Genomic DNA, 25,385 nt, shown 5'->3' with positions numbered 1-25,385 from the left:
AGACCCCTTGAAGACTACAAGGTTGATAGGTCAGAGGTGTAAGTGTGGTAACATATTAAGCTGACTGATACTAATAGGTCGAGGGCTTGACCAAATAAACAAAGAAGGCAAATATATATGCAATTTTTAGAGAACATGCTTTATTAAATATAAAGTTATTTTCTATGAATAACGTTCCGCGATAGCTCAATGGTGGAGCACTCGGCTGTTAACCGATAGGTTGGAGGTTCGAGCCCTCTTCGCGGAGCCATTTTTTTTTTATTATGTAATTTTTTTTGTTAACAATTCATATAATATGTATGGGTTGTTTTTTTATTTGTCAGAAATACATAATTCCTAAAATAATATTATTGAGTTTTAATACATAAAAATAATTAGTCACACTAATATATAAGCATAAATAAAGGGGGATTATTAAATGGGAAATAAAAACAAAAAAAATATTAACAGAAGTCAGCTTATAATGATTGAGAGGCAAAAGCAAATAAAAAGGGAAAAGAAAATAATTTTATTTGCAAGTATATTGATATTTTTTATTACAATAAGTATATTTGTTACTTTAGGATATAATAAATATGGAAAGTATATATATGCAAGTGCAAAAATAAATCAAAATAATCATGATGAAGATATAGAGGAATTACTAAATAATGATGATAATTTACCTGAGAATAACCATGACTATTTATCTTTAGCTGATGATCCTAATGCAGAGGATGCAATTAAGGTTTTTAAAAACACAGAAGGCTTATTAAAAGGTCAAAAGCAGTATCCAGTAAGAAAGGATGGAAAAAAGGTGGCTTATTTAACCTTTGATGATGGACCATCAACAGAAAATACAAAAAATATATTAAATATATTAGATGAATATAATGTAAAAGCTACATTTTTTGTAACAGGTTCATCAGTAGAAGAAAATGAACAGACAAAAAAATTATTAAAAGAAGAAGTTTCTAAAGGTCATGCTATTGGAAATCATACCTATAGCCATAATTATAAAAAACTTTATCCAGGTAATGTTATAGATGCCCAAGGTTTTATGAATGAAATTGAAAAAACAAATAAAGTATTAAAAGAAGTATTAGGAGATGAATTTAATACAAGAGTTATAAGATTTCCTGGCGGCTATTGGAGTTGGGAAGGAAGATCTAAAGTACGTCCATTGATTGATGAAAAAGGATATGCAATAATGGATTGGAATGCTTTAAACAAAGATTCAGAAGGAAAAACTAAAAATGCATCAGAACTTTTTCAATGTTTAAAAGAAACTGTTGAAAATTTAGGCCCTGATGCAGATAGTGTTGTTATACTTATGCATGATACTTATGGTAAAAGAGAAACAGTAAAGGCTTTGCCTAATATAATAAAGTATTTAGAAAGAGAAGGCTTTGAATTTAAAACAATAAAATAGAAAATATAAATTATTACTGTGATATATAAATTTATAATATCACAGTTAATTTTTATTATATAATTTGTAATTCTTAATATATAATATTATTATATATTAACATATTATTAGAATTAATATGAGGAGGTAAATAGATATGATTTCTAGAGAAAATGCAAAGCTTGTACTTCAGAAGTGTTTAGAAACTGGAGGAGATTTTGCAGAAATATTTGAAGAAGATGTAATAAGCAATTCAATTAGTATACTAAAAAATAAAGTTGAAAATGCTTTAGGAGGAAGGACATATGGTATAGGTATAAGAATTTTTAGTGGACTTAAATGTGTATATGCTTATACAAATAATAATTCATTAAATTCCTTATTAGATACAGCAACAAAGGCTGCTTTATCTTTGGGAGAACTTAAAGAAAATAAAACTGTAATTTTAAATCCTAGTACTAAAGCCCATAATATTCATAATATTTCAATATATCCAAACACAGTTTTATATGATAAAAAAATTCTAGTAATGAGAGATGCTTATAATAGTGCTAAATCTTATTCAAATGAAATTTCAGATGTAAGTGTTTCTTATGTTGATAAGGATCAAAAAATACTTATAGCAAATTCTGAAGGATTATATACAGAAGACAGAAGAATAAGAACAAGGCTAGGTATAAATGCTATAGCATCTAACGGTGTAGAAAATCAAACAGGATTTGAGGGACCAGGAGCATTAAAAGGATTTGAATTGTTTGAAACAGTAGATCCTATTTATTATGGTAGAGAAGCAGCTAGAACAGCAGTTACAATGCTTAATGCAAGAAATTGTCCTGCTGGTAAGATGATGGTAGCAATAGATAATGGCTTTGGAGGAGTAATTTTTCACGAAGCATGTGGACATTCATTAGAAGCTACATCCGTTGCTAAAGGAAATTCTGTATTTTCAGAAAAACTTGGACAAAAAATAGCATCAAGTAAAGTTACAGCTATTGATGATGGAACAATTAAAAATTCATGGGGTTCTATTAATATAGATGATGAAGGAAACAAATCTCAAAAAAATGTGTTAATAGAAAATGGGATTTTAAAATCTTATATGATAGATAAATTAAATGGTAGAAGAATGAAAATGAAGCCTACAGGAAGTGGTAGAAGACAAAGCTATAAGTTCGCACCTACATCTAGAATGACTAATACATATATTCAAGCTGGAAGTGATGAGAGGGACGATATAATAAAATCTATTAGCGATGGATTATATGCTAAAAAACTTGGAGGAGGTTCAGTAAATCCAGTTACAGGTGAATTTAATTTTGCTGTAGCAGAAGGATATATAGTTAAAAATGGAGTGATTCAAGAACCTGTAAGAGGAGCTAGCTTAATTGGTAAAGGTAAAGATGTGTTAATGGATATTGATATGGTTTCAAAGGATGTAAAGCAGGCTCAAGGAATGTGTGGTTCATCATCTGGAAGTATACCTGTAAATGTTGGTCAGCCAATGATAAGAGTAAAAGAAATTACAGTAGGTGGAAGATAGAGGTGAGTATATATGGAATTTAATGAATTTAAAGAAAAGTTATTTAAAAAGGCTAAGGAAGCTGGATTTACTGATTGTGAAGTGTATTTTGCTGATAGAGAAAGTTTAAGTATTACTGTATATGAACAGGAAGTAGATAAATATAATTTAAATAAAACATTTGGGCTTTCTTTTAGAGGTTTATATAATGATAAAATGGGCTATTCTTACACTGAAATTTTAGATGATGATGCTATAGATATGCTCATTAATAATGCTATTGAAGGAGCAAAATCAATAGAAAGTACAGATAAACAATTTATATATAAGGGAGATAGTGAATATGAAAATGTAAAAACATATTCAAAGGAACTTGAAAATCTTGATACAGAAAAGCTTATACAAATAACAAAAGATATGGAGAAAAATTCAAAAGAATATTCTAATAAAGTAGTTAATGTCGCAGGATGCAGTTTATCATATGGTCAATCTAATTATGGTATTTTTAATACTCTTGGGCTTAAACTTACTAATAAGAGTAATATTCTATCTGCTTATGTGTGTCCTGTAATTGAGGATAATAATGAAAAATATGATGGTACTGGATATGTTGTTGCAGAGAGCTTAAAAGAAGTAGATCCTATGAAAGTTGCAAAAATGGGAGTAGATGAAGCATTATCAAGAATAGGTGGTAAATCTATAAAATCAGCTAAATATAATGCAATAATTTATAATGAAGCAATGGTTTCATTAATAGGAGCATTTATTAGTATTTTTGATGCAGATGCGGCACAAAAGGGATTGTCTCTTTTAAAAGATAAGGAGGGAGAAAAAATAGCATCAGATGCAGTAACAATAATAGATAATCCTCTTTTGGAAAGAGGACTTTCATCAACACCATTTGATGATGAAGGTGTAAAAACTTATAAAAAGGATATAATAAAAGAAGGAAGATTGGTAACATTACTTCATAATTTAAAGACTGCTAATAAAGCTGGTGTGAAGTCAACTGGTAATGGCTTCAAGTCTTCTTATGCATCACCTGTTAGCGTATCTCCAACTAATTTTTATATACAAAATGGTAAAAAGTCATTAGATGATCTTATGAATGAAATGTCAGAAGGTATTCTTTTAACTGAATTTGCAGGACTTCATTCAGGAGCTAATTATATTACAGGTGATTTTTCTCTTGCAGCTAAGGGCTTTTATATTAAAGGTGGTAAAAAGTTATTTCCTGTAGAACAAATTACAGCATCAGGAAACTTTTTTCAGTTGCTAAAAGATATAAAAGAAGTTGGAAGTGATTTGAAGTTCCCATTGAGTAGTATAGGTTCTCCATCAATAAGAATTAATGAAATATCTATAGCTGGTAAATAATAAAAAACCTGCATACAAAAATATGCAGGTTTTTTTAATTAATTATTATTGAAATAGTTACCTCTTATCATTTTATCTGATATATCAAGGGATGTACTTATAATTGATTCATCATTTTCTGTAAGATCTTTACCTTTTATTGTTCCATCAGTAATGATTGCAAAGTTTCTATTTGTATTTAAAAGGTTTCTTCCAAGAGCAGTATTTTCATATTCAGTTTTATCTACACCAAGCATATATAATAGTGTAGGCATAATGTCAATTTGTCCTCCAATTGTATCTAATGTTTTACCTTTAATAGTTGAATTTTTATCATAAATAATAAATGGAACTGTTGGTTCATTGTTGTATACAAACCAATCTTCTTTGTTTGAAAGATTATCAATTGAATGGTTATAATATTTATGAACTCCTGTATGATCTCCTGTAATTACAATAATAGAATTATCAAGAATTCCTTCTTCATCTAACCTTTTAATAAAATCACCAATCTGTGTATCTGTATAATGTACAGATTCTATATATCCTCCCATTTCACTTTTACCAAGTTCTGAATCTAAATTAAATTCACGCTTTTCTTCTGGCAAGTCAAATGGACCATGATTTGTAAGGGTTATAGTATGAACAAAATAAGGACTATTAAAATCTTTTATCATTGATGATACATTTTCAAAGTATGATTTATCACTAATTCCCATACCTATTTCTTCTGATATATTATATGAATAATAATCATAGAAGTTTTCAAAAGCAATACCACCTTTAAGGGCATTTGAATAATTCCAGAAGGAACCTTTATCTGGATGTAATGAATATGAAGAATATCCATTGTTAGCTAATATTTTAGGTAATGAATTGTAATTACAATTTGGGTATCTAAAGAATGTAGAACCTCTTCTTAATGGTAGCATTGATGTATTTATCATTAAATCACAATCGGAACTTGTACCCTCATTAACTTGTTCATATATATTAGGAAAGTAAATACCATTGCTAATTATATTATCAAGTTCAGGTGTTATTTTTTTGCCATTATATTCATGACCAATAATGAAGCTTTCAAGAGATTCTACTTGAATGATAATTAAATTTTTATTTTTTGCTACTCCAAAATATTCGTTGTTTTCAAGATCTTCATTTTTCCAGTTATAGTAATTAGATATATTCTCTTTATCTTCTGTTGTAAATTCATAAGGTTTTGAATCCCTATATACAGTGTAAGCATCTATAATATGATATCCAATAGATGAAAAATATCTTGTAGTATTAGTAGGGTCATATCCATCAAAAAGATAAGCATCTTTAACATTTTCATTGTTTAATACATATAAGTTAAATGGAATATAGGCAACATATATAAATGGAATTATTAATGTAAGAGCAAAAGTTTTGTAAGCTCTTTTTGGCGAAGCTTTATAAGCTTTTCTAGTAAAGAAAACATATATTGCAAGAATAACTATATCAAGTAAGAAAAAAATATCATATGGAGACATCATAGATAAAACAGCACTTTGTAAATTATCTAAATTTGATGTCTGGGTAAGTACACTTATTGATGGTACTGTTAAAAATCCCCTAAAGTACATAACATCAAATAATGATAGTATGGTAAATATTATATCAATAATAAATGTATATATTATTCGACCTTTTGATTTAAATAAAAGGGAAAAACTTAGGAATATTAAAGCAAATGAAAAGTAGTATTTTAAAAAATAAGAAGCCTTTGAATATCCTGTAGAAAAATCAAAGACATAAGGATTACTACTTTGTAGAAAACTTTGAAGGAAAATTCCTTTAAATACAATTCCAATTGCTGGAATTAAAAAAAGACCAATTTTAAATAAAGAATTTTTGTCAAAATTATTAAAAATCAACTTAAATTTATCTTTTAATAATTTTTTATCTTTAAGTAAATTCATTATGTCACCTCACTGAATATTTAATTTATTTGTTAATATTATAACATTTTTTAAAAATAGGTAAACTGTTTTAAGAAATAATTAATATATTAAACTAGAGAAATAAATGATATAATTTACTTATTGATTATGTTTATAATGAAAAGAGGAGCTTTTTTATATGAAAAATTATGACATTGTTATTGTTGGTGGTGGTATATCAGGAATGACTGCTGCCTTATCCATAGCAAAAGGTGGGGTAAAAAGAATACTTATAATTGAAAGACAGAAAATGATTGGTGGCTTATTAAATCAATGTATTCATAATGGATTTGGAGAAAAATTATTAGGAATTAAGGTTACAGGACCTGAATATACAAATATAATTGAAAATAAGTTAAAAGAATATAATGTAGAAATAAAATTAGATACAGAGGTAATAAAAATTACTAAAGATAAGGATATACATTATACAAATTCCGCTGAAGGTGTTGTGGAGATACATGGAAATGCTATATTAATGGCAACAGGATGTAGGGAAAAGTTTACTGGTAATGTTAATATACCATCAAATGAATATACAGGAATATATACTATAGGTAGTGTTCAAAAGGTTATTAATAGTGAAGGTTATTTACCTGGTAAAAATCCAATAGTAATTGCAAGAAGCAGGTGGGCTGTAATTGTAGCAAGAAGGCTTGTTATAGAAGGAGCAAATGTAAAGGCTTTAATAATAAATGAGCATGATAAATTTAAATATGATCAAGAAGTTAAAGATATTATTGAAGGCTTTGATATTCCAGTTATTTTAAATGCTTCAGTAGCTGATATTCATGGAAGAGATAGAATTGAAGGAATTAAAATAAACTGTAATGGAAACTTTTCAAGTATAGGCTGCGATTCACTAATTATGTCTGTTAATTATTATCCGGAAACTCAACTACTAAAAAATATAGGTGTAGATATAGATGATAATACTTTAAGCCCTAAAATAAATAATTATATGACTAATATTTCGGGAATATTTGCATGTGGTAATTTAATTTATGGATTAGAAGCATTAAGCCAAGAAGAAATTGATGGACTAGAAGCAGGCAAAGAAATTCTTAAATATATAAAAAGCAAAACTACTTTATAATATTTTTTGGTAGTAATTTTATTATTTCATCAAATATTATTTCGTTACCATAGGAATTTAAATGTATTCCATCAATAAATATATTGTTCTTTTCTAATTTGTTAAATTTATTATCTGTTATATATTGTTTTGTAATGGTGTATAAATTTATGTAATTTATATTATATTTTTTACATAAATCTACAAGTGAATTTTTTAAATTTATTAAATTTTCATCAGTATAATCGTATAAATCTGATGGAGAAAATAATTTATATGCAAGAGATTTAATTATGCATGGTGGAATGCCTATTATAATATTTTTTGTTATTTTAAGGCCTTCTACTATCATTTCTTCAATATTATCTATTATTGTTTCTACTTTTCTTCCACATAAAAGATCATTTGTTCCAGCCATTATAAATATGTATTTAGGTTTTGAAATAAAAACATCTTCATAAATTCTATTAAGTATTGAAGCTGTAGTATCACCATTTACGCCTTTGTTAATTACAGGAATTTTAAGAGATTTAGAAAGCTTATATGAAAAAGATTTTTTTTTAAAAACACCATATCCAAAAGTTAAACTATCTCCAATAAGTATAAAAATATCATTCATTTTTTTATCTCCTAAAAAAGTTTTTTGAAGCAATCATTGCATATAAGAGTATTACCCTTATCAGCAGTCATGTAATTTGAGTCTTTTATTATTTTATTACAAATACTACAGTTTTTTGTTGATGATTTTATGCATTGCATATTTTTATCAATTTCTTTTGGAATTAAATTATCTGATTTTATATTTTTCTTGATAGGAGTATATAATTTAGCTTTATCAATTTTTTCTTTTTTTGATATGGTAAAGTTTAATGAATATTCACTTTCACCAAATAATTCAAGTTCAAATCTTGGATTTTCTTTATCATAATATTCTTCAGTTATTATTTTTGTTATTTGAGCATCATTAACAATAAGGCCGCTTTTTTCTATTCCATCAAATATACTTTTTGTAATATTTATAGTATCTGGATGTCTTTTTTCACTTTTATAATATACTTTTAATATAGCTATTAATGATTCTTCTAAAATAATGTCAGGATTTTGAACTCTTGCTATATATGCAATTTCTTGTTCGTATAGTCCATAACGATCAGTATATTTACCAGAATTGTAAGGAAGAATAGCTCTTCCGTTTGAATTGTGAAGTTTAAAATTTGATTTTGTAATAGGTGATCCTTTCACTATTACTTTGGCATATGAATGCATAATTGAATTTCCTCCAGTAGTATATATAAAATTATAAATAACTATAATAAAATTGATGTTTTTTTAAATAATTGCTATTATAATTATAATGTAATTCCCTTTTAAATATAAGTGGAATTTGTAAAAGCATAAAAATTTATATATTTAATTGTAATAATAAATATATAAATGATAAATGAGGTATATTTTATTATGGAAAGTAAATTAATTTTATCAATAGAATCAAGTTGTGATGAAACTTCTGCAGCGGTAGTAAGGGATGGAAGATATGTTTTATCTAATATAATTGCTACTCAAATAGATACACATAAAAAATTTGGAGGTGTAGTACCTGAAGTAGCATCAAGGATGCATATTGAGGCTGTAGACAATGTAGTAAAAAGAGCATTAGAAGAAGCTGATGTAACATTAGATGATATAGATGCTATAGGAGTTACATATGGTCCTGGCCTTGTTGGAGCATTACTTGTAGGACTTCAATATGCAAAAGGTTTAGCATATGCTTCAAAAAAACCTTTAGTTTGCGTTAACCATATAGAAGGACATATAAGTGCAAATTATATTCAGCATAAAGACTTAATGCCACCATTTGTGTCATTAGTTGTATCTGGAGGTCATACATTTATAGTATATGTTAAGGATTTTGGAAAATATGAGATAATAGCGCAAACAAGAGATGATGCTGCAGGTGAAGCTTATGATAAAGTTGCAAGAGCAATTGGACTTGGGTATCCAGGGGGACCTAAAATAGATAAACTATCAAAAGAAGGAAATGCAGATGCTATAAAGTTTCCTAGAGCAAATTTTCATGAAGATACATTAGATTTTTCATTTAGCGGTGTAAAATCAGCAGTATTAAATTATATTAACAAGTGTAAAATGAAAGATATAGAAATAAATAAAGCAGATATAGCTGCATCATTTCAAAAAGCAATAGTAGGAGTGTTAAAAGATAATGTTTTTGAAACATGTAAAAGAAAATCTTTAAGCAGAATAACTATAGCAGGAGGAGTTGCTGCAAATTCTACATTAAGAGAAGAATTAATAAAAGAAGGAAGTAAAAGAAACATAGAAATTCTTTTCCCAGACTTAGTATTATGTACAGATAATGCAGCTATGATAGGCAGTGCAGCGTATTTTAAGTTTATAAAAGGAGAAATTTCAAGTTTCAATGTAAATGCTGTACCAAATTTAAAATTAAACAATAACAATTAAGTATTAATTTAATAAAGGAGCAAAAATGAATCTAATTCCAGAATCAAACGGTTTGTATAAAGTAAAAAAAGATGGAAAATTTAGAAACATAACAAAAACTAAATATGTGTTAATATTGTTTCTTGTAATAATAGTAATAGCTTTTTTAACTCAACAGGTAAGTAATTTTATAGGAAATGAAAAGATTCAAATTCACTTAAATTATGCTAAAGTTGAAAATAAAAAGCTTGAATATACTCTAAAAGGAGAAGGAGATTATACAGTAGTATTTTTAGGCGCTACAGGTGCTAATCTTTGTGAATGGGATAATACAGCAAAGCTTGTTCGTGAACAACTTAATCTAAAAACTTTTGTATATAATAGAAATGGGTATGGTTTTAGTGATATTTCTACTATTAGAACTCCAAAGGAGCAAGCTGAAGATTTAAAAATACTTTTAAGAAAAGCTGGAGTTTCAGGTAATTTAATTTTAGTTGGAGAAGAATATGGGAGTCTTATATTAACTAATTTTGTTCAGAGTTATCCTGATTCTGTAAAGGGAGTAGTGTTAGTAGATCCATATGACGAGGAAAAAATAAAAGGTGAAGATTTTAATAAAAAGATAACTAATATATATAATAAAAGTAAAATTGAAACAATAGGCTGTTATTTTTATCTAACATCTTTATTAGATAAAATGAATAAGACTTATAAAGTAAATGGATTTGAAGAAGCATTAGATGAAGATGAACTAGAAGAATTTAATATACAAAAAAATAAAAAAAATTATAGACAGGCAATTGAATATGAATTTAAAAATTTAAAAGATTATTCTGAGTCATCACAAGAAAATGGAATGCTTTCTGATAAGCCTTTATTTATTGTTTCAAAGACTGATGAAATTTCATTAACTAGATTAGGAAGTGAAGAACTCACTAATACTTATACAGTATCAGATTCAGATGGACTTTTATCTACAAATAGTAGTGAAACTATATATAATGCCATTAGCACTGTGCATAAAACAGCAAAAAAAATTGCTAAAAAAGAAAATAAGTAAATTTTAAGTTACATTTAAGAAACTTCTAATATTATATGCTTATAAGATATTTATTGCATATAAATATTAGAAGTTTTTTTAAAAATATATGTTTGTAACTTTTGGGTTTATGACATATTATTGACATAAAGAAATTCTATAATAAAGACAATGATAAAGATAGTGTAAATTAATTAGAGGAGGAATTACTATGGTAGATTATAGAAAAGATAATTTAAATGAGAATGCAAATAATGCAAGTGGAAGTTACGATGTGAAAAATGAAAGTGATGTTAATAATAATTTTAATCAAAATGCAAATGGATTTAATCCTAATGTAAATATGAACCAGAATTATAGGGATGGTAATCGATATCATAATGCTAATAATCAAAATTATAATTATGGAAGTAACCAATCATTTAATAGAGGCACAAACAATAATTTTAACAATATGAATAACAGAAATAACTATTCAGGTATGAATAATTCATGGAACGATAACAACATTAAAGCTGCATATAAGGTTGAAAATGATACAAAGCCTAAAAATGGTTTTAAAAAGGTTATAGCATTAGTTGCAGCAGGTCTTGTAATTGCTGTAGGTGGAGGAGTTCTTGGAGGGGCTTTTACATATACACTTATGGGAAAATCTAATTCATCAACAGCTAAGAATGTAGATCCATCTTCATATGCTGCACCAGAGTTTACAAGTTCTACAGATGGTTCATTATCAGTAAGTGAAGCATTTCAGAAGGTTGCACCTGCAGTTGTAACAATTACAACTACAAGTCTTCAAGCTAGTCAATATGGAAACTTTTCTCAAGAAGTTGAGGGTATTGGATCTGGATTTATAATTAATGAAGATGGTTATATTTTAACTAATTATCATGTTGTAAAAGGCAGTCAGCAAGTTAAGGTATTATTAAGTACTGGTGATGAAGTTGATGCAAAGGTAGTAAATTATGATCAAGAAAGAGATATGGCTGTAGTTAAACTTGCAGATGGTACAAAAGTACCAGGAGTTGCAGAACTTGGAGATTCAGATGCTTTGTATGCAGGAGAGGATGTAATTGCAATAGGAACACCACTTTCAACAGAGTTTGCACAAACATGCACTAAAGGAATTGTAAGTGCTGTAAATAGAAATGTAACTACAAGTTCAGGTGCTACTATGAAGGTTATTCAAACAGATACAGCTATTAATCCTGGTAACAGTGGTGGCCCACTTATTAATACAAAAGGACAAGTAATTGGTATTAATTCGATGAAACTTGTTGAAGATACAGTAGAAGGTATAGGATTCTCAATTCCTATAAATGAAGCTAAAGAAAGAATTGAAACTTTATCAAAACCTATATTAAGTCTTGGAGTTACTGTTATGGAAGTAACTGAAGAAAAGAGTCAGCAAAGTGGATATCCACAAGGCTTATATGTTAAAGGAATAGAACAGGGTTCTGCTGCAGAAAAAGCAGGTATATCAGTTGGAGATGTTATTATAGGATTTGATGGAAAAGATATAAAAACTTCAACAGATTTAACTGATGCAAAAGCAGAGAAAAATGCAGGCGATACTGTAGAGGTAGTAGTTTATAGAAATAAAAAGAATGTTAAACTTCAATTACAATTAGAGGAAAGTAATTAAAGAATAACTTTAGGCTATAGCATTAAAAGCTAAAAACTTTTAGTGCTATAGTCTTTTTGTTTTATATAGTAATAAATTGTATCAATTTGAATGGACAAACATACCTTATTAGTAAAGGTAAAACAATGGAGGTTAAAGTTATGAGCGGAAAAGTAGCTGTTTGTTCAGTATGTCCAAAGAAAAATCAACAAATTGAGGCAGTAATTAAGTTACCAGAGGAGAGAAGGGCAGTTATCCATGGAACTGTTTTAGATGCAAATGGAAATCCTGTAGCAGATGCAGTTGTTAAATTACTTCAAATTGTGGATTGTTGTAAATTACCAGTTCCATTAACTCACACATTTACAGATCAATATGGTCAATTTTTACTTGGACCACTTTGTCCAGATAAAAAATATATGTTAAAGGTTTATAAAGACAATATAGATATGAAATATATGCCATTAGATGTTAGTTGCTATGAAGGAAAATGTATAGGAATTAAGTCTAAAAAGAATAATTGTGAATGTGAAAAAGAAGATAAATTTGATAGTTGCAGATGTGGCAAATATTAATAGTGAGGAATACTTCATTTTGAAGTATTCCTTCAATTTACGATAAATAACGTAATGTTCATAGTAATCATTTGTGATATAATGAGATTAAGTATAAAAATTATTACTTGGAGAATACAATATGAGTAGATTAAAAAAAGAAGATATATTTAATAAAAAAAATGTTATTTTAGCTGTACTTATAGTTGCTACAGTAATTACAAGTATTGTGATTTTAAATAATAAGGAAACAGCACTAAAGGGTAATATTACAATTTGGACTGATAGTAGTACATATGATTACTTAAATGAGGTAGCTAGTGAGTTTGTAAAAGATAATGAAAAATGTAAAATTAATATATTAAAAATGGATGAGGACAATTATAAAGCAAATTTGATGGAATCATTTAGAAAAAATAAATTGCCAGATTTAATTGCAATTAATACAAAAGATATTGATTCTATTATTGAAGATGAAAATTTAGAAAGTAAAATGAAAGATTGTAGTTCTATAATAAATAAAAATGGAAGTAACTTATCTAAAAGAGATCTTCAATCTGTTATAAGAGATAACAAATCAAGAGCCATTCCTTTTACAAGTAATCCAATTTTATTATACCTAAGGGAAGATATGTTAAATCAATATGGATATTCCAATAAGGATTTTAATACATGGGATGATGTTATTTCTATTGGAAAAGACATATATGCAAAAAGTGAAGGAAAAGTGAAAATATTAAATTCAGTAGGAGAAGATAGACAGTATATAGTTTCACTTTTAATAATGCAAATAATGGACGAATATAAATCTAAAGGTTATGAAATATCTTCAGAAGAGATAAAAATAGAATTAAATAAAAGATACACAGAATTATTAAATGATAATATATTAAACACAAATGAAAATGGATCATTTCTTGCAAGAATTGCATCTATAGAAGCAATGAATGAATTATCTGCTATAGATGCAAAATGTCAATGGACAGCAAATTATGTGCCAAGTGTATCAGAAGGAACAAATAAATTTTTTATTGAAAACAAAAAGAGTTTTATATATTTTGATAATGGAAATCAAAAGGAAGTATTAATAAATAAATTTATATCATATATCGGTGATAATAAATTAAACAGTAAATTGCTTACTAAACAAAGGTTTTTCTTAAGCTATATTTCTGCTTACAGTTCAGGTGAAATTGACAATACTACTAAAAACTTTTTAGGAAGAAGTCCATTGGTGCTTATGTCAAATGTTGAAAAGAAGGCGCCTGAAATGCCAGAATATAATTTATACAATAACATAAAAAGTGAAATTAATTATTAAAATTTTTTATGTGGTTGTATGCTTCAAGAGTTTTTTTGGCTGTAAGCCTCCAAGAATATTGGAGGCTTTTTTCATATCCCTTTTTTGCAAGGTTATACTTAAGGACTTCATCATTAAGAACTGATTTAATTGAATAAGAAAGTTCAGACAAATCAAAAGGATCAATAAGTATTGCTGAATTTTGACCTGTAACTTCTGGAATTGATGTTATATTTGATGTTATAACTGGTGTCTTACAGGACATGGCTTCTAAAATAGGAAGCCCAAAGCCCTCATAAAGAGATGGATATGCAAAACATTCTGCAGCATTATAAAAAACAGGAATTGTTTCATCAGATATATACCCTGTAAATATAACATCATTATTTATTCCTAATGAATATGATAGTTTTTTTAATTTAAGACCATCATCCTTCATTGATCCTAGTAATACTAGGTAATGATATTCTTTTAAGTCATTTTTAATTTTTTTATAAGCCTTTAGAAGCGATTTGACATTTTTTCGAGAGCTAAAGCCCCCTACATATAATATAAATTTTTTGTCAATTCCAAAAAAATTTTTTAAGTACTCTCTACATTTTTCTTTATCTAATGGAATAAATGTATTGTTAGTTGCAAGTGGAGTAACATATATTTTTTCTTTTGGGAATTGAGGGAAAAATCTTAAAATATCTTTTTTTGAATATTCAGATACTGTAATAATTCCCTTACATTCATTTATAATTCTTGGCATATCTCTAAGAAATCTTTTTAAATATCCCTTTCCAACTGTTTCTGGCATTAAATAAGGAATAAGATCATGAATTGTTACTACAACATCAGTTTTTGTTTCAAGGGGGAAGCCTATGCCATTTTGGGGGATATGAAAAAGGTCTATATTTTTATCTTTTAATAATTTTGGAATATATATATTATCATAAAATGTGCTATGTCTATCAGATATTTGATATATCTTAGTATTTTTATTTATAAAAGCATTATTTATTTCTCTTGCCCAAAAAAGCATGTATTTATTACTGGTATTATGTATTAAATTAGATACTAAGTTATTTGTATAAGTACCAATTCCAGAACCTGCATGTATATTAATACTTCTCGCATCTATAGAAATATTCATATTATCACCTAAAAAATTACTACAGTATAAAATACTATTAAAAAAGCTTTTTTATGAATGTAATATAGATGAAAATAATAAATAATTAATAAATATAAGTAATTATTTAAGGAGTAGTATGGAAGATAATAAGGATATTTTAGAATATTTAAAAAACAGATACAATATTATATTTACTGACATAAAAAAAATAAAAGGAACATACAAATTATTAGATAAGGATAAAAATAAGTATGCTCTCAAGGTAGTAAAATATAATTTTGGACATTTTTACTTTATATTAAGCGCAATTTTACATTTACAAAGAAATAATTATAACCATATTCCGAAAATAATAAAAACTAAAAATAAAGAATTATATATTAAATTTAATAATTATTATGCATTTTTATCAGAATGGATAGAGGGCCATATCTGCAATTATGATAATCAAGTAGAATTTGAAAAGGCTATAATAAACCTTGCTAATATGCATATCAAAAGTAAAAATTTTTTAATAACAGATAAAATGAATCCTAGAATATATTGGTTTTCATGGATTAAGTTTTTTTCAACTAGAAAAAATGAAATATTAGATTTTGAAAAAAGAATAGAACAAAAAGCTAATAAATCAAAATTTGACTTATATTATAAAGACAATATAAAAAAACAATTAGAAATTGCAGATAACAGTATAAATGGTCTTATAAACAGTAATTATATAAATATTATGGAGAGGCACGTTAAAAAATTAGAATTTTGCCATCATGACTATGCAAATCATAATTTAGTATTAGACAATAAAAATAATATTTTTTTAATTGATTTTGACTATTGTATACTAGATAGCCATTTACATGATTTGTCATCTATTATTATAAGAACTATGAAAAATGGAAGGTGGAATAGTAAAAGGTGTAGTGAGATTATAAAAAAATATAGTAGTATATATCCTATTAATCAGGAGGAAATTGAAGTAATGAAATACTTTATAATGTTTCCTCAAGAATTTTGGCAAATAGGTATTCAAAAGTATTGGGAACAGCAACCTTATGAAGAAAAAAGGTATATGGAAAAGATTACAGGATGTATAAATGATTTTGAAAAAAAACATAAGTTTTTGCATGATTTCTTTTAATGGAGGATTATATGGAAAGAGAAAACTTAAAAAAATATCTTGCTCAAAATGACATATATGTAATGGACAATAATTTTTACTTTAATAAGGATGAGTATACTTTAGAAGAAATAAAAAAACACATTATAATTATTAATGCTATTCATAAGATTTTAATGAAGTTCTATAGTTATGAAAATATAGGGGTAAAAAGTACAATTGGAAAAAACATTGAAAAGCTAAAATTAGATATAAAAAGGCTTAGAAGAAGTATTATTAATATTGAAATTAAAAATAGTATGGATGAATTTATTTTTTTAAATGGAAATTCAATTTTAAATCAAGCTGAAGATGCAATTTTAAGATTAAAAAAAATAAATTATATAGATCTTATAAGAAGAGCTATGAAAAAAAATGAAATATGCTTAGGAAAGGTTGATGAGACAAACATAAGGGTCATGGATAGAATTGAAATAGGAACTATAAATGAAATCTCATACAATTTAGTAGAAGATGATATATGTAATTACATACGCAAATTAAAGAAAAGCTCTTATGAAGATAATTTTAATGAAGTAGTAGATTGGTATATTAAAGTGGCGAAATTAAATAATACTAGTAAAGATTATATAAATACAATGTTATTAATACCTATAGATAGTATTAAGGTGTGGAAAAAATATTTGAAAAATAAAAAGAATTACGAAAGTAGTTATTACTTAAAAAAAATAAGTAATTCCTATAAAAATGAAATATTAATAATTATGGGAGAAGAGGAATATGAGTAGTATAAAATATCCTGAAAAGAAATTTTTACTAAATTATGATTTAAGCTTTGATTTTTTTGAGGAAATAGGAATTAATGTTTTAGATATAACTCCTCTTAGAAAAGTATTTTTATTAAAAACAGATAATAGCAAACTTATATTAAAGTATATAGATTATGATGAAGAAAAGCTTAAGTTTGTAATTACATGTATAGAAGAACTGTCCAAGAAATACAAAAATATTGTTTCCTTAATTAAGTTTAAAAATGGTAAACACTATGTAAAGTGGAAAAATAAAAAATATATAGTTATGAAATTAATAGAAGGAAGGGAAGCTACATTTACTAATATTTTAGAATTAAAAAAATGCACAGAAGAACTTGCTAAAATGCATTTAGCTTCAAAAGAAATATTGCCTATGATTAAAGAAAAATTTAACAAGGATATTAATTCAATTAAAAATCTAAGTCTTAAGGAAAGATTTAGATTAAGTCTCAATAATATGGAGTTTTTAAGGTATTCTGTTAGTAAGTTTAAGTATAAAAATGAATTTGATGAATTATTTTTAGGTGGAGCTGAAGATTACATTAAAGATATTAAATATGCAAAAGATCTTTTGAATACTGAAAAATATGATATATATGAGAATAATACAAATAATATATCAATATGTCATAATGATTTAGCCAGCCATAATTTTTTAATAAATGATGAAAAGGTATGTATTATAGATTTTGAGTATGTTAACATTGATTTTTCAATTATTGATTTAGGAGATATATTGTTAAAGGGAATTAAAAATGCTGCATTTGATTTTGAAAAATGCATTGAAATTATTAATTCTTATTGTGCTATAATTCCATTAAGTAAAATGGATTATAGACTTTTATATATAATAATCCTTTATCCTCGTGACATTTGTTCTATTGTAAGGAGTTATTATTTAAAAGAAAAGGAATGGGAATATGAAGTTTTTTTAGATAGATTTCGTGATAAGGTAGAAAATGAGATATTTAGAAGAGAATTTTTAATTGAATATAAAAAGAAATTTTTATAAAAAATTATGACTGTATAAAAAACTTTAATAATAAGTTTTTATGCAGTCATATAATTTTACTTTGAGTTTTCATGATTTTTTAATATATTTTCATAGGCGCATAAGGTTTGACTAGCTGTATTATCCCAGGAAAAGGTTAAGCTTCTTTTAATGCCTCTATTTGACATATTGTTATATAAGGATTTATCAGTTAAGATTTTTTCAATACTAAGACTTAATTCATCAATATTATACGGATCAATAAGTATTGCAGAAGTACCACAAACTTCAGGAAGTGATGTGACATTAGAAGCTATTACTGGAGTTCCACAAGCCATTGCTTCTAGTGGTGGCAAACCAAAGCCTTCATAAAAGGAAGGATATACTAAAAGTTTTGAAGCATTATAAAATATAGGCATATGATCTAAGGAAATAAAACCAGTAAATATAACATCATTCATTATTTTAAGGTCAGAAGTACGTTTTTTGTATTTATCATATGATATTCCCTTTTTTCCGGTGATAACTAATTTGGTATTTTTTCTTTTGGAATAAGGTATTAAGGAAAATGCTTCAATTAGTCCTAATATATTTTTCCTAGGGCTAAATCCTCCTACATAAAGAATAAAATCATCATTAATTTTATATTTTGATTTTATAATATTTTTACATGTTTCTTTATTTAGTGGTCTATAAATATTTTCTGCAGCAAGGGGAGTTACAAAAATTTTATCTTTAGGAAAGTTAAATTCCTTTGATATATCGTTTTTTGAAAAATTTGAAACTGTTATTATTCCATCACAACTGTTTATTATTGATGGTAATTCTTCATTAAATATTTTTAAATATTTATCACTAACTGTTTGTGGCATTTTTAGTGGAATTATATCATGGAGAGTTATTACTTTTTTGCAATTTATCTTAGGTGATAAACCTACACCATTTTGAGGAACATGATATAATTCTATATTCTTGTTATCTAATATATTTGGTACATGTACCTGATCCCAAAAATTTTCTTCAAGATTTGCATTTATTGATTCTATTTTAAAGTTATTTTTGAAATTATCAAGGAGAGAACATTTTGGCAAAAATATAAGATAATCATTATGACTAGAAGATTTATTTAATGAATCTAAAAGCTCATGAGTATAAGTTCCTATACCAGTTCCTCTATACCATTTTGCGGCTCTGCCGTCTATGCCGATTTTCATGATATATCCTTTATTAGTGCTGTCATTTTATTATATTAATTTAAGGTTATTTTTGTTAATAAAAGAAATGAGGTCCACATATAAATAATAAAGGAGGTGGGCACAATGATGAGAGAATTTGAGATAGAAAGACAATTTGATATTAAGATTGAGACAATTAAAGCAAACAAAGGAATATACTATTTAAAAACTAATAAAGGTGAAAGATGCTTAAAAAGAATTAATTATGGCCCTCAAAAATTATTATTTGTATATGGTGCTAAGGAGCATTTAATTAAAAATGGTTTTGATAAGATTGATAGATATTACTTAAATATAGATGGAGAGCCTTATGCACTTGTTAATGAAGATTTATATACATTATCAAAATGGCTTGATGGAAGAGAATGTGACTTTCATAATATTGAGGAAGTAAAAATGGCAGCTAGAACATTAGCAGTATTTCATGAAGCATCAAAGGGATATGATCCACCTGAAAATTCAAAATTAAAAAGTGATTTAGGTAGATGGACACATTTAATGGAAAAAAGAATAAAATCATTAGATAAGATGCGTGATATGACTAGAAAAAAGAATAATAAAAGTGATTTTGATTTGATTTATATTAAATCTATGGAATTTTATAAGGAAATAGCCAAAAAGGCATTAGAAACTTTAGAGCAATCATCCTATTATGAATTATGTGCAATAGCAGAAGAACAAAAAAGTTTTTGTCATCATGATTTTACTTATCATAATATACTATTTAATAATCAAAAAGAAGTATATGTAATTGATTTTGATTTTTGTAAGCGTGAAGTAAGAACTTTTGATATTTCAAATTTCATGATAAAGGTATTAAAAAGAGTTGATTGGGATATGAGATTTGCAGTTGCAATATTAGATGCTTATAATAAGGTTTCTCCATTAAATGGTGAAGAATATAAAGTGTTATATGCATATCTTCAATTTCCTCAAAGATATTGGAGGCTTGCTAATAGATATTATTACAATGAAGTTAATTGGGGACAAAATACTTTTGCTTCTAAGCTTCAATCTATTATAGATGAGAAAGAAAATTATCTTAAATTTTTAGACGAATTTAGAGATGAATATTTATTATAACTAATAACTAAAAAACTTCCATAAAATAATTGACTAAGTGTCATTGTATATAATATGATTATAAGTAATAAATTTGAATTTATGGGAGTGGTACAATTGAATTTAGATAAATTTTATAAAGGTGATGTCTATGATGCATATGAATATTTTGGAGCTCACTTAGAAAAAGATAGTACAAGAAATGTAAATGGAACAAGATTTAAGGTGTTTGCACCAAATGCAAAAAATGTTGAACTTATAGGTGAATTTAGTAACTGGGAAGGCTTACAAATGGAAAAAGGTCCTGAATGGGGCATGTATTCTTTATTTGTTAAGGATGCAAAAGAAGGAATGATGTATAAATATCGTGTTTATGGAAATGATGGTAGTATAGTTGATAAAACTGATCCTTATGGCTTTTTTACAGAATTAAGACCTAATACAGCTTCAATAATTGTAGATATAGATAAGTTTAAATTTAATGATAAAAATTGGATGGAAAATAGAGATAAAGATTATAAAAAGCCTGTAAATATATACGAAATGCATTTTGGCTCATGGAAGCATAAGGTGCCTGATAATGAAGAGGCTAAGGATGAAGATAGATGGTATGGATATAGAGAAATATGTCATGATTTAATAAAGTATGTTAAAGATAATGGATATACTCATATTGAATTTTTACCATTATGTGAATATCCATTTGATGGTTCTTGGGGCTATCAAGGTACTGGGTATTTTAGTGTTACATCAAGATATGGTACTCCAGAGGACTTTATGTATTTAGTTAATGAATGTCATAAAAATAACATTGGAGTAATTTTGGATTTTGTTCCAGTACATTTTGCAATTGATGAAACAGGACTTGCAAAGTTTGATGGAACTGAACTTTATGAATATAACAATGATGCTATGAGCCATAGTGAATGGGGTTCTTGCAATTTTAATTTTTACAGGGCAGAGGTTCAAACATTTATATTATCTTCAGCTAATTTCTGGCTTGAAAAATATCATATTGATGGAATAAGAATGGATGCTATTGGAAATATAATTTATTGGCAGGGAGATCAAAATAGAGGAGTAAATAATGGAGCATGTGATTTTGTAAAAAAAATTAATGGAACTTTAAGTAAACTTCATAAAGGTGTTATTCTTATTGCAGAAGATTCTACTAGTTTTCCAAAAGTTACAGCACCAGTGGAATATGGAGGCCTTGGTTTTACTTATAAGTGGGATATGGGATGGATGAATGACACATTAAGATTTTTCTCAATGTCTCCAGAGGAAAGAAAAGATAATCTTAAGCTTTTGACATTTTCTATGTTTTATTTTTACAATGAAAATTATCTACTTCCTTTTTCGCATGATGAAGTAGTTCATGGCAAAAAGACAATAATTGATAAAATGTATGGTAGCTATGAAGAAAAGTTTTCTGAATGTAAGTGTCTTTATACTTATATGTTTACTCATCCAGGTAAAAAACTTAATTTTATGGGAAATGAAATTGCACATTTTAGAGAATGGGATGAAAGAAGAGAACTTGATTGGAATTTGTTAAAATATCCTATGCATGAAAGTTTTTCTAGATTTTTTAGAGATTTAAATAAAATATATGCAAGCTTTGAAGCTCTATATGAAAATGAATATGATAGTAGATTTTATAGAGGCATTGAAACAAGTATGAAGAATAATTTAATTTATGCTTATGAAAGAAAATCTCAAAAAGAGAACATAATAACCATTTTAAATTTAGGTAATGAAAAAATAGACAATTTAACAGTAGGATATGATAAAGAAATAAAATTTGTAGAAGTAATTAATAGTGATAGTAAAACTTATTCAGGAAGTGGAATAGTTAATGAAGGAACTATTAAATCTATAAAAAAATCAATAGGAGATAATGAATATTCGTTTAATATTTCTATAGCTCCATATTCAGGAGTAATTTTAAAAACAATTAAGTAAATTTAGGCTGCCTTTTTAAAGAGGCAGCCTAATATTTTATCTTTTATCAGAAAAATTACATATTTGTATTGCCCTAGCATCTTCCATTACCTTAAAGCCGTGTTTTTCATAGAATATAATTTGAAAAGTAACTATGAAATTTATTAGTATAAAATAAATTTATAGTTAAGTTAAGCTTTTTCTACAATGCTTTTATTTCTCCAGGTTCCTTTTTTCCATCTTATTAACACTACTATAGCTCTAAGCCATTCATCCATTGCCATTGCTATCCAAATACCAGGAAGTCCAAAGCCTAATTTAATACCCAATAAATATCCAAATAAAACTGAAACTCCCCACATTGAAGCCATTCCTAAGTATGTAGGAAATTTAATATCACCTGCAGCCCTCATACTATTTATTACTACAAGATTTACTGAACGTCCAAATTCAAGAATTATATCTATTATTAAAATTGTTGTGCCAAGTTTTATAACATCTTCTCCAGCTGAGAAAATTTTAAAAGTGTATGGACATATAAGAAAATTTATAATAGCAATTAATACAGAGATTAAAATTGCAGATTTTAGTGTTTTTAAAACTCGCATATAAGCCCCATCAAAATTTTTCGCCCCAACCAAATGACCTGTTATTATTTGGGTTGCAGCAGCAACAGAACATGCATAAAGATATGCAAAATTAATTAAAAGTGTTGAATAAATTTTTGTATTAACAGCAATTATACCTAAAGTATTAACAAAAGACATAATAAAAAGTTGTGATATATCATAGGATATATTTTCACCAGCAGTAGGAATTCCTAGTTTAATTAATTTTTTTAATGTATCAATAGGAAATGGTTTTAGATATTTTAGTGACAATTTTCCAATGTGTTTATGAAAAAGGTAAAAAGCAATAAAAAGTGCAATAACTCTGCTTAGTACACTTGAAATAGCAACACCTGTAACACCTAAATCCAAACTGCTTAATGGTCCAAATAAAAATATGTAATTACCAATTATATTTAATATATTTATAAATATTGAAATGTACATACCTATTCTTGTAAGTCCATTACTTCTAAATATTTGAGTGAAAGTATTAAAACATGCTTGAAGGAATATAAATCCACCTAGTATTTTCATATAGCTTAAAGCATCTGGAAGTAAATCAGCTGGTACATTCATCAAATTAAATATTGCTCCACTAAAAAGCAGTATTATTAAGCTTATTAATCCACTTAAAACTAAGTTAAAGAAAATAGAAACAGTATAAATTTCATTCATTTTTGATAAAAGTTTAGCTCCAAGATATTGAGCTACAATAACACCTGTAGCACTAGCTATAATACTAAAGGCAAGTGTTAACAAATTTAATATTTGATTTGCATTCCCAACGCCACCAACAGCAGTTTCTGAATAATTACTAAGCATTATAGAGTCTATATTTCCTATAAGCATGGCAAGTAAGTTTTCTATAAATATTGGCCATGTCAATTTTAAAAGTGATGTATGTTCATTAATAATATTATCTTTAAATTTTTCTTTTTTTCCTGTAAGTTCCATTTTAACACCCCTTTGTATTTTAAAATCTATTTTTATTACAATAGAATTATAGTGAAAAAAATATAAATATTCTTTAAAAATATAGCTTAAAAATAACAAAATAATGCTATAATTAAATAAAATTATCATAGAAGGTGATAAATTATGAATAATGGTGAATATTTAAAGTTAAAAGAAAATATAGAACATGGAACATATATGTTTCCCTTTGTGATTTATCAAACTAGAATTCCAGATTATTATAAACATATAAATATTCATTGGCATGAAGAAATAGAAATTCTTACAGCAAAGAAGGGAAAATGTAATTATTATATAGATTGTAAAGAATATGAGGTTAATGAAGGAGATATAGTTATTATAAGACCTTCAATGCTTCATTCATTTAGCCAAATAGAAAATGAAATTTTTGTTGGTGATACACTTGTATTTAATTTAAGTATGATAAACAATAATTCTATTGATGTTTGTGCTGCAAAATATTTTAAACCTATTATTGACAATAAAGTAGCAGTACCAATTATTATCCATAAAGGGGTTTTAGGACAGGAGAAATTATATAATTATATTCAAAATGTAGTTGATTTGTATGAAGGAAAAAAAGGAACATATGAATTAAGAATGAAGGCATTTTTGCTATTATTTTTTAGCGAACTTTATGATAACTTTATAAAAGAATCCATGTATGAACAAGAAGACAATGATTATATGTTAAAAAAAATAAAGTGTATTTTAAAGTACATTAAAGAAAATTATAGAGATGAAATAACAATTGAGGACTTATCAAAGGCTTCTAATATGAGTCAATATTATTTGATGCGTTCTTTTAAAAAATACATAGGAAAAACATGTACAAGTTACATAAATGATTATAGATTAAATAAAGCTTCAAGTATGCTTATTACAACTGAATATTCAATAATGAATATATCTACAGAATGTGGCTTTAATAATATTTCATATTTTAATAAGCTTTTTAAAGAAAAATTTAATTTAACCCCTAAGGAGTATAGAAGAAAATATAATGAAATAAAAAATAATGTTAAGAATTAGTTAAAAAAACCTTATTTTCAAATAAAAGCATAAAAGATATAAAGGTAACAATAGTTTTTCTCGATAATATTTATTTAAATTATAATTTAATTTAAGTTAAGGGGAGAAGTATTATGGAGAATAATCAAATATTAAAAAAGAGCAAAGTTGTGTTTGTTTGCTATATTTATGATTGTTTCATCAAGAACTGTTGTAGCTTTATATATAG

General features: G+C 26.4%; 21 protein-coding genes, 1 tRNA gene and 1 rRNA gene. 17 read left to right on the top strand and 6 right to left on the bottom strand.

The genetic code is table 11. The features are described 5' to 3' along the window. The 5 genes from ACTNAO_RS05660 to ACTNAO_RS05640 form a co-directional block, all read left to right on the top strand. A 23S ribosomal RNA gene (locus tag ACTNAO_RS05660) occupies window positions 1–94 on the top strand; the annotation flags it as partial. A gap of 81 nt (window positions 95–175) precedes the next feature. Beyond that, window positions 176–250: transfer RNA gene (locus tag ACTNAO_RS05655), tRNA-Asn, on the top strand. 168 nt (window positions 251–418) lie between these two features. Beyond that, on the top strand, window positions 419–1,411 hold the full coding sequence (locus ACTNAO_RS05650; protein WP_441027768.1) for a polysaccharide deacetylase family protein: 993 nt from the start codon (window positions 419–421) through the stop codon (window positions 1,409–1,411). A 136-nt stretch (window positions 1,412–1,547) separates the two neighbouring features. Further along, window positions 1,548–2,930, top strand: a complete 1,383-nt coding sequence (locus ACTNAO_RS05645; RefSeq protein WP_441027767.1) for a TldD/PmbA family protein — start codon at window positions 1,548–1,550, stop codon at window positions 2,928–2,930. 12 nt (window positions 2,931–2,942) lie between these two features. Beyond that, complete coding sequence (locus tag ACTNAO_RS05640) at window positions 2,943–4,286, top strand: TldD/PmbA family protein (protein WP_441027766.1); 1,344 nt, start codon at window positions 2,943–2,945, stop codon at window positions 4,284–4,286. A 38-nt stretch (window positions 4,287–4,324) separates the two neighbouring features. Here the strand turns inward: ACTNAO_RS05640 and ACTNAO_RS05635 are convergent, their stop codons facing one another. Continuing rightward, complete coding sequence (locus ACTNAO_RS05635; RefSeq protein WP_441027765.1) at window positions 4,325–6,208, bottom strand: LTA synthase family protein; 1,884 nt, start codon at window positions 6,206–6,208, stop codon at window positions 4,325–4,327. Between the two features lie 160 nt (window positions 6,209–6,368). On the opposite strand from ACTNAO_RS05635, the gene ACTNAO_RS05630 reads away from it, so the two are divergent. Continuing rightward, window positions 6,369–7,325, top strand: coding sequence for an NAD(P)/FAD-dependent oxidoreductase (locus tag ACTNAO_RS05630; RefSeq protein ID WP_441027764.1), 957 nt, complete (start codon window positions 6,369–6,371; stop codon window positions 7,323–7,325). On the opposite strand, the gene ACTNAO_RS05625 is transcribed toward ACTNAO_RS05630, so the two are convergent. Together ACTNAO_RS05625 and ACTNAO_RS05620 are read right to left on the bottom strand one after the other, a co-directional pair. Further along, a complete protein-coding gene (locus ACTNAO_RS05625) occupies window positions 7,315–7,923 on the bottom strand; it encodes an SGNH/GDSL hydrolase family protein (RefSeq protein ID WP_441027763.1) in 609 nt (202 codons plus the stop codon). The genes ACTNAO_RS05630 and ACTNAO_RS05625 overlap by 11 nt on opposite strands. Before the next feature lie 11 nt (window positions 7,924–7,934). Then, on the bottom strand, window positions 7,935–8,570 hold the full coding sequence (locus ACTNAO_RS05620) for a RusA family crossover junction endodeoxyribonuclease (protein ID WP_441027762.1): 636 nt from the start codon (window positions 8,568–8,570) through the stop codon (window positions 7,935–7,937). A gap of 192 nt (window positions 8,571–8,762) precedes the next feature. Here ACTNAO_RS05620 and tsaD point away from each other — a divergent pair, with 192 nt between their 5' ends. From tsaD to ACTNAO_RS05595, 5 genes are all read left to right on the top strand, one after another. Next, window positions 8,763–9,785 (top strand): tRNA (adenosine(37)-N6)-threonylcarbamoyltransferase complex transferase subunit TsaD, encoded by a 1,023-nt coding sequence (gene tsaD / locus ACTNAO_RS05615; RefSeq protein ID WP_441027761.1) that lies wholly within the window; start codon window positions 8,763–8,765, stop codon window positions 9,783–9,785. 25 nt (window positions 9,786–9,810) lie between these two features. Further along, a complete protein-coding gene (locus ACTNAO_RS05610; RefSeq protein ID WP_441027760.1) occupies window positions 9,811–10,824 on the top strand; it encodes an alpha/beta fold hydrolase in 1,014 nt (337 codons plus the stop codon). 190 nt (window positions 10,825–11,014) lie between these two features. Then, complete coding sequence (locus ACTNAO_RS05605) at window positions 11,015–12,448, top strand: S1C family serine protease (protein WP_441027759.1); 1,434 nt, start codon at window positions 11,015–11,017, stop codon at window positions 12,446–12,448. A 140-nt stretch (window positions 12,449–12,588) separates the two neighbouring features. After that, on the top strand, window positions 12,589–13,002 hold the full coding sequence (locus ACTNAO_RS05600; protein WP_441027758.1) for a carboxypeptidase regulatory-like domain-containing protein: 414 nt from the start codon (window positions 12,589–12,591) through the stop codon (window positions 13,000–13,002). Window positions 13,003–13,123: 121 nt separating this feature from the next. Next, a complete protein-coding gene (locus ACTNAO_RS05595; protein ID WP_441027757.1) occupies window positions 13,124–14,302 on the top strand; it encodes a hypothetical protein in 1,179 nt (392 codons plus the stop codon). Here the strand turns inward: ACTNAO_RS05595 and ACTNAO_RS05590 are convergent. Then, entirely contained in the window at window positions 14,292–15,419 is a 1,128-nt protein-coding gene (locus ACTNAO_RS05590) for a glycosyltransferase family 4 protein (RefSeq protein WP_441027756.1), read from the bottom strand. The two genes, ACTNAO_RS05595 and ACTNAO_RS05590, sit on opposite strands and share 11 nt — an antisense overlap. 118 nt (window positions 15,420–15,537) lie before the next feature. On the opposite strand from ACTNAO_RS05590, the gene ACTNAO_RS05585 reads away from it, so the two are divergent. From ACTNAO_RS05585 to ACTNAO_RS05575, 3 genes are read left to right on the top strand one after another with little or no spacing between them, the layout of a single operon-like run. Further along, complete coding sequence (locus tag ACTNAO_RS05585; RefSeq protein WP_441027755.1) at window positions 15,538–16,536, top strand: CotS family spore coat protein; 999 nt, start codon at window positions 15,538–15,540, stop codon at window positions 16,534–16,536. Window positions 16,537–16,547: 11 nt separating this feature from the next. Then, complete coding sequence (locus tag ACTNAO_RS05580; protein ID WP_441027754.1) at window positions 16,548–17,303, top strand: hypothetical protein; 756 nt, start codon at window positions 16,548–16,550, stop codon at window positions 17,301–17,303. Further along, the gene (locus ACTNAO_RS05575) at window positions 17,296–18,339 is read left to right on the top strand and encodes a CotS family spore coat protein (protein ID WP_441027753.1); all 1,044 of its coding nucleotides are present in this window, start codon (window positions 17,296–17,298) and stop codon (window positions 18,337–18,339) included. The genes ACTNAO_RS05580 and ACTNAO_RS05575 overlap by 8 nt, the downstream gene beginning before the upstream one ends. 56 nt (window positions 18,340–18,395) lie before the next feature. On the opposite strand, the gene ACTNAO_RS05570 is transcribed toward ACTNAO_RS05575, so the two are convergent. Then, a complete protein-coding gene (locus tag ACTNAO_RS05570) occupies window positions 18,396–19,532 on the bottom strand; it encodes a glycosyltransferase family 4 protein (protein WP_441027752.1) in 1,137 nt (378 codons plus the stop codon). Between the two features lie 105 nt (window positions 19,533–19,637). On the opposite strand from ACTNAO_RS05570, the gene ACTNAO_RS05565 reads away from it, so the two are divergent. Together ACTNAO_RS05565 and glgB are read left to right on the top strand one after the other, a co-directional pair. Continuing rightward, complete coding sequence (locus ACTNAO_RS05565) at window positions 19,638–20,636, top strand: CotS family spore coat protein (protein ID WP_441027751.1); 999 nt, start codon at window positions 19,638–19,640, stop codon at window positions 20,634–20,636. Window positions 20,637–20,732: 96 nt separating this feature from the next. Further along, on the top strand, window positions 20,733–22,580 hold the full coding sequence (glgB, locus tag ACTNAO_RS05560; RefSeq protein WP_441027750.1) for a 1,4-alpha-glucan branching protein GlgB: 1,848 nt from the start codon (window positions 20,733–20,735) through the stop codon (window positions 22,578–22,580). Between the two features lie 170 nt (window positions 22,581–22,750). Here the strand turns inward: glgB and ACTNAO_RS05555 are convergent, their stop codons facing one another. Next, a complete protein-coding gene (locus tag ACTNAO_RS05555) occupies window positions 22,751–24,124 on the bottom strand; it encodes an MATE family efflux transporter (RefSeq protein ID WP_441027749.1) in 1,374 nt (457 codons plus the stop codon). Window positions 24,125–24,268: 144 nt separating this feature from the next. On the opposite strand from ACTNAO_RS05555, the gene ACTNAO_RS05550 reads away from it, so the two are divergent. Continuing rightward, entirely contained in the window at window positions 24,269–25,177 is a 909-nt protein-coding gene (locus tag ACTNAO_RS05550) for an AraC family transcriptional regulator (RefSeq protein ID WP_441027748.1), read from the top strand. Window positions 25,178–25,385 lie beyond the last annotated feature (208 nt).

Source organism: Clostridium sp. HCP1S3_C6 (assembly GCF_052066735.1).
Taxonomy (GTDB): Bacteria; Bacillota; Clostridia; order Clostridiales; family Clostridiaceae; genus Clostridium.
The sequence above is the reverse complement of the archived record's forward strand: the minus strand, read 5'-3'. Positions and strand labels throughout refer to the sequence as shown.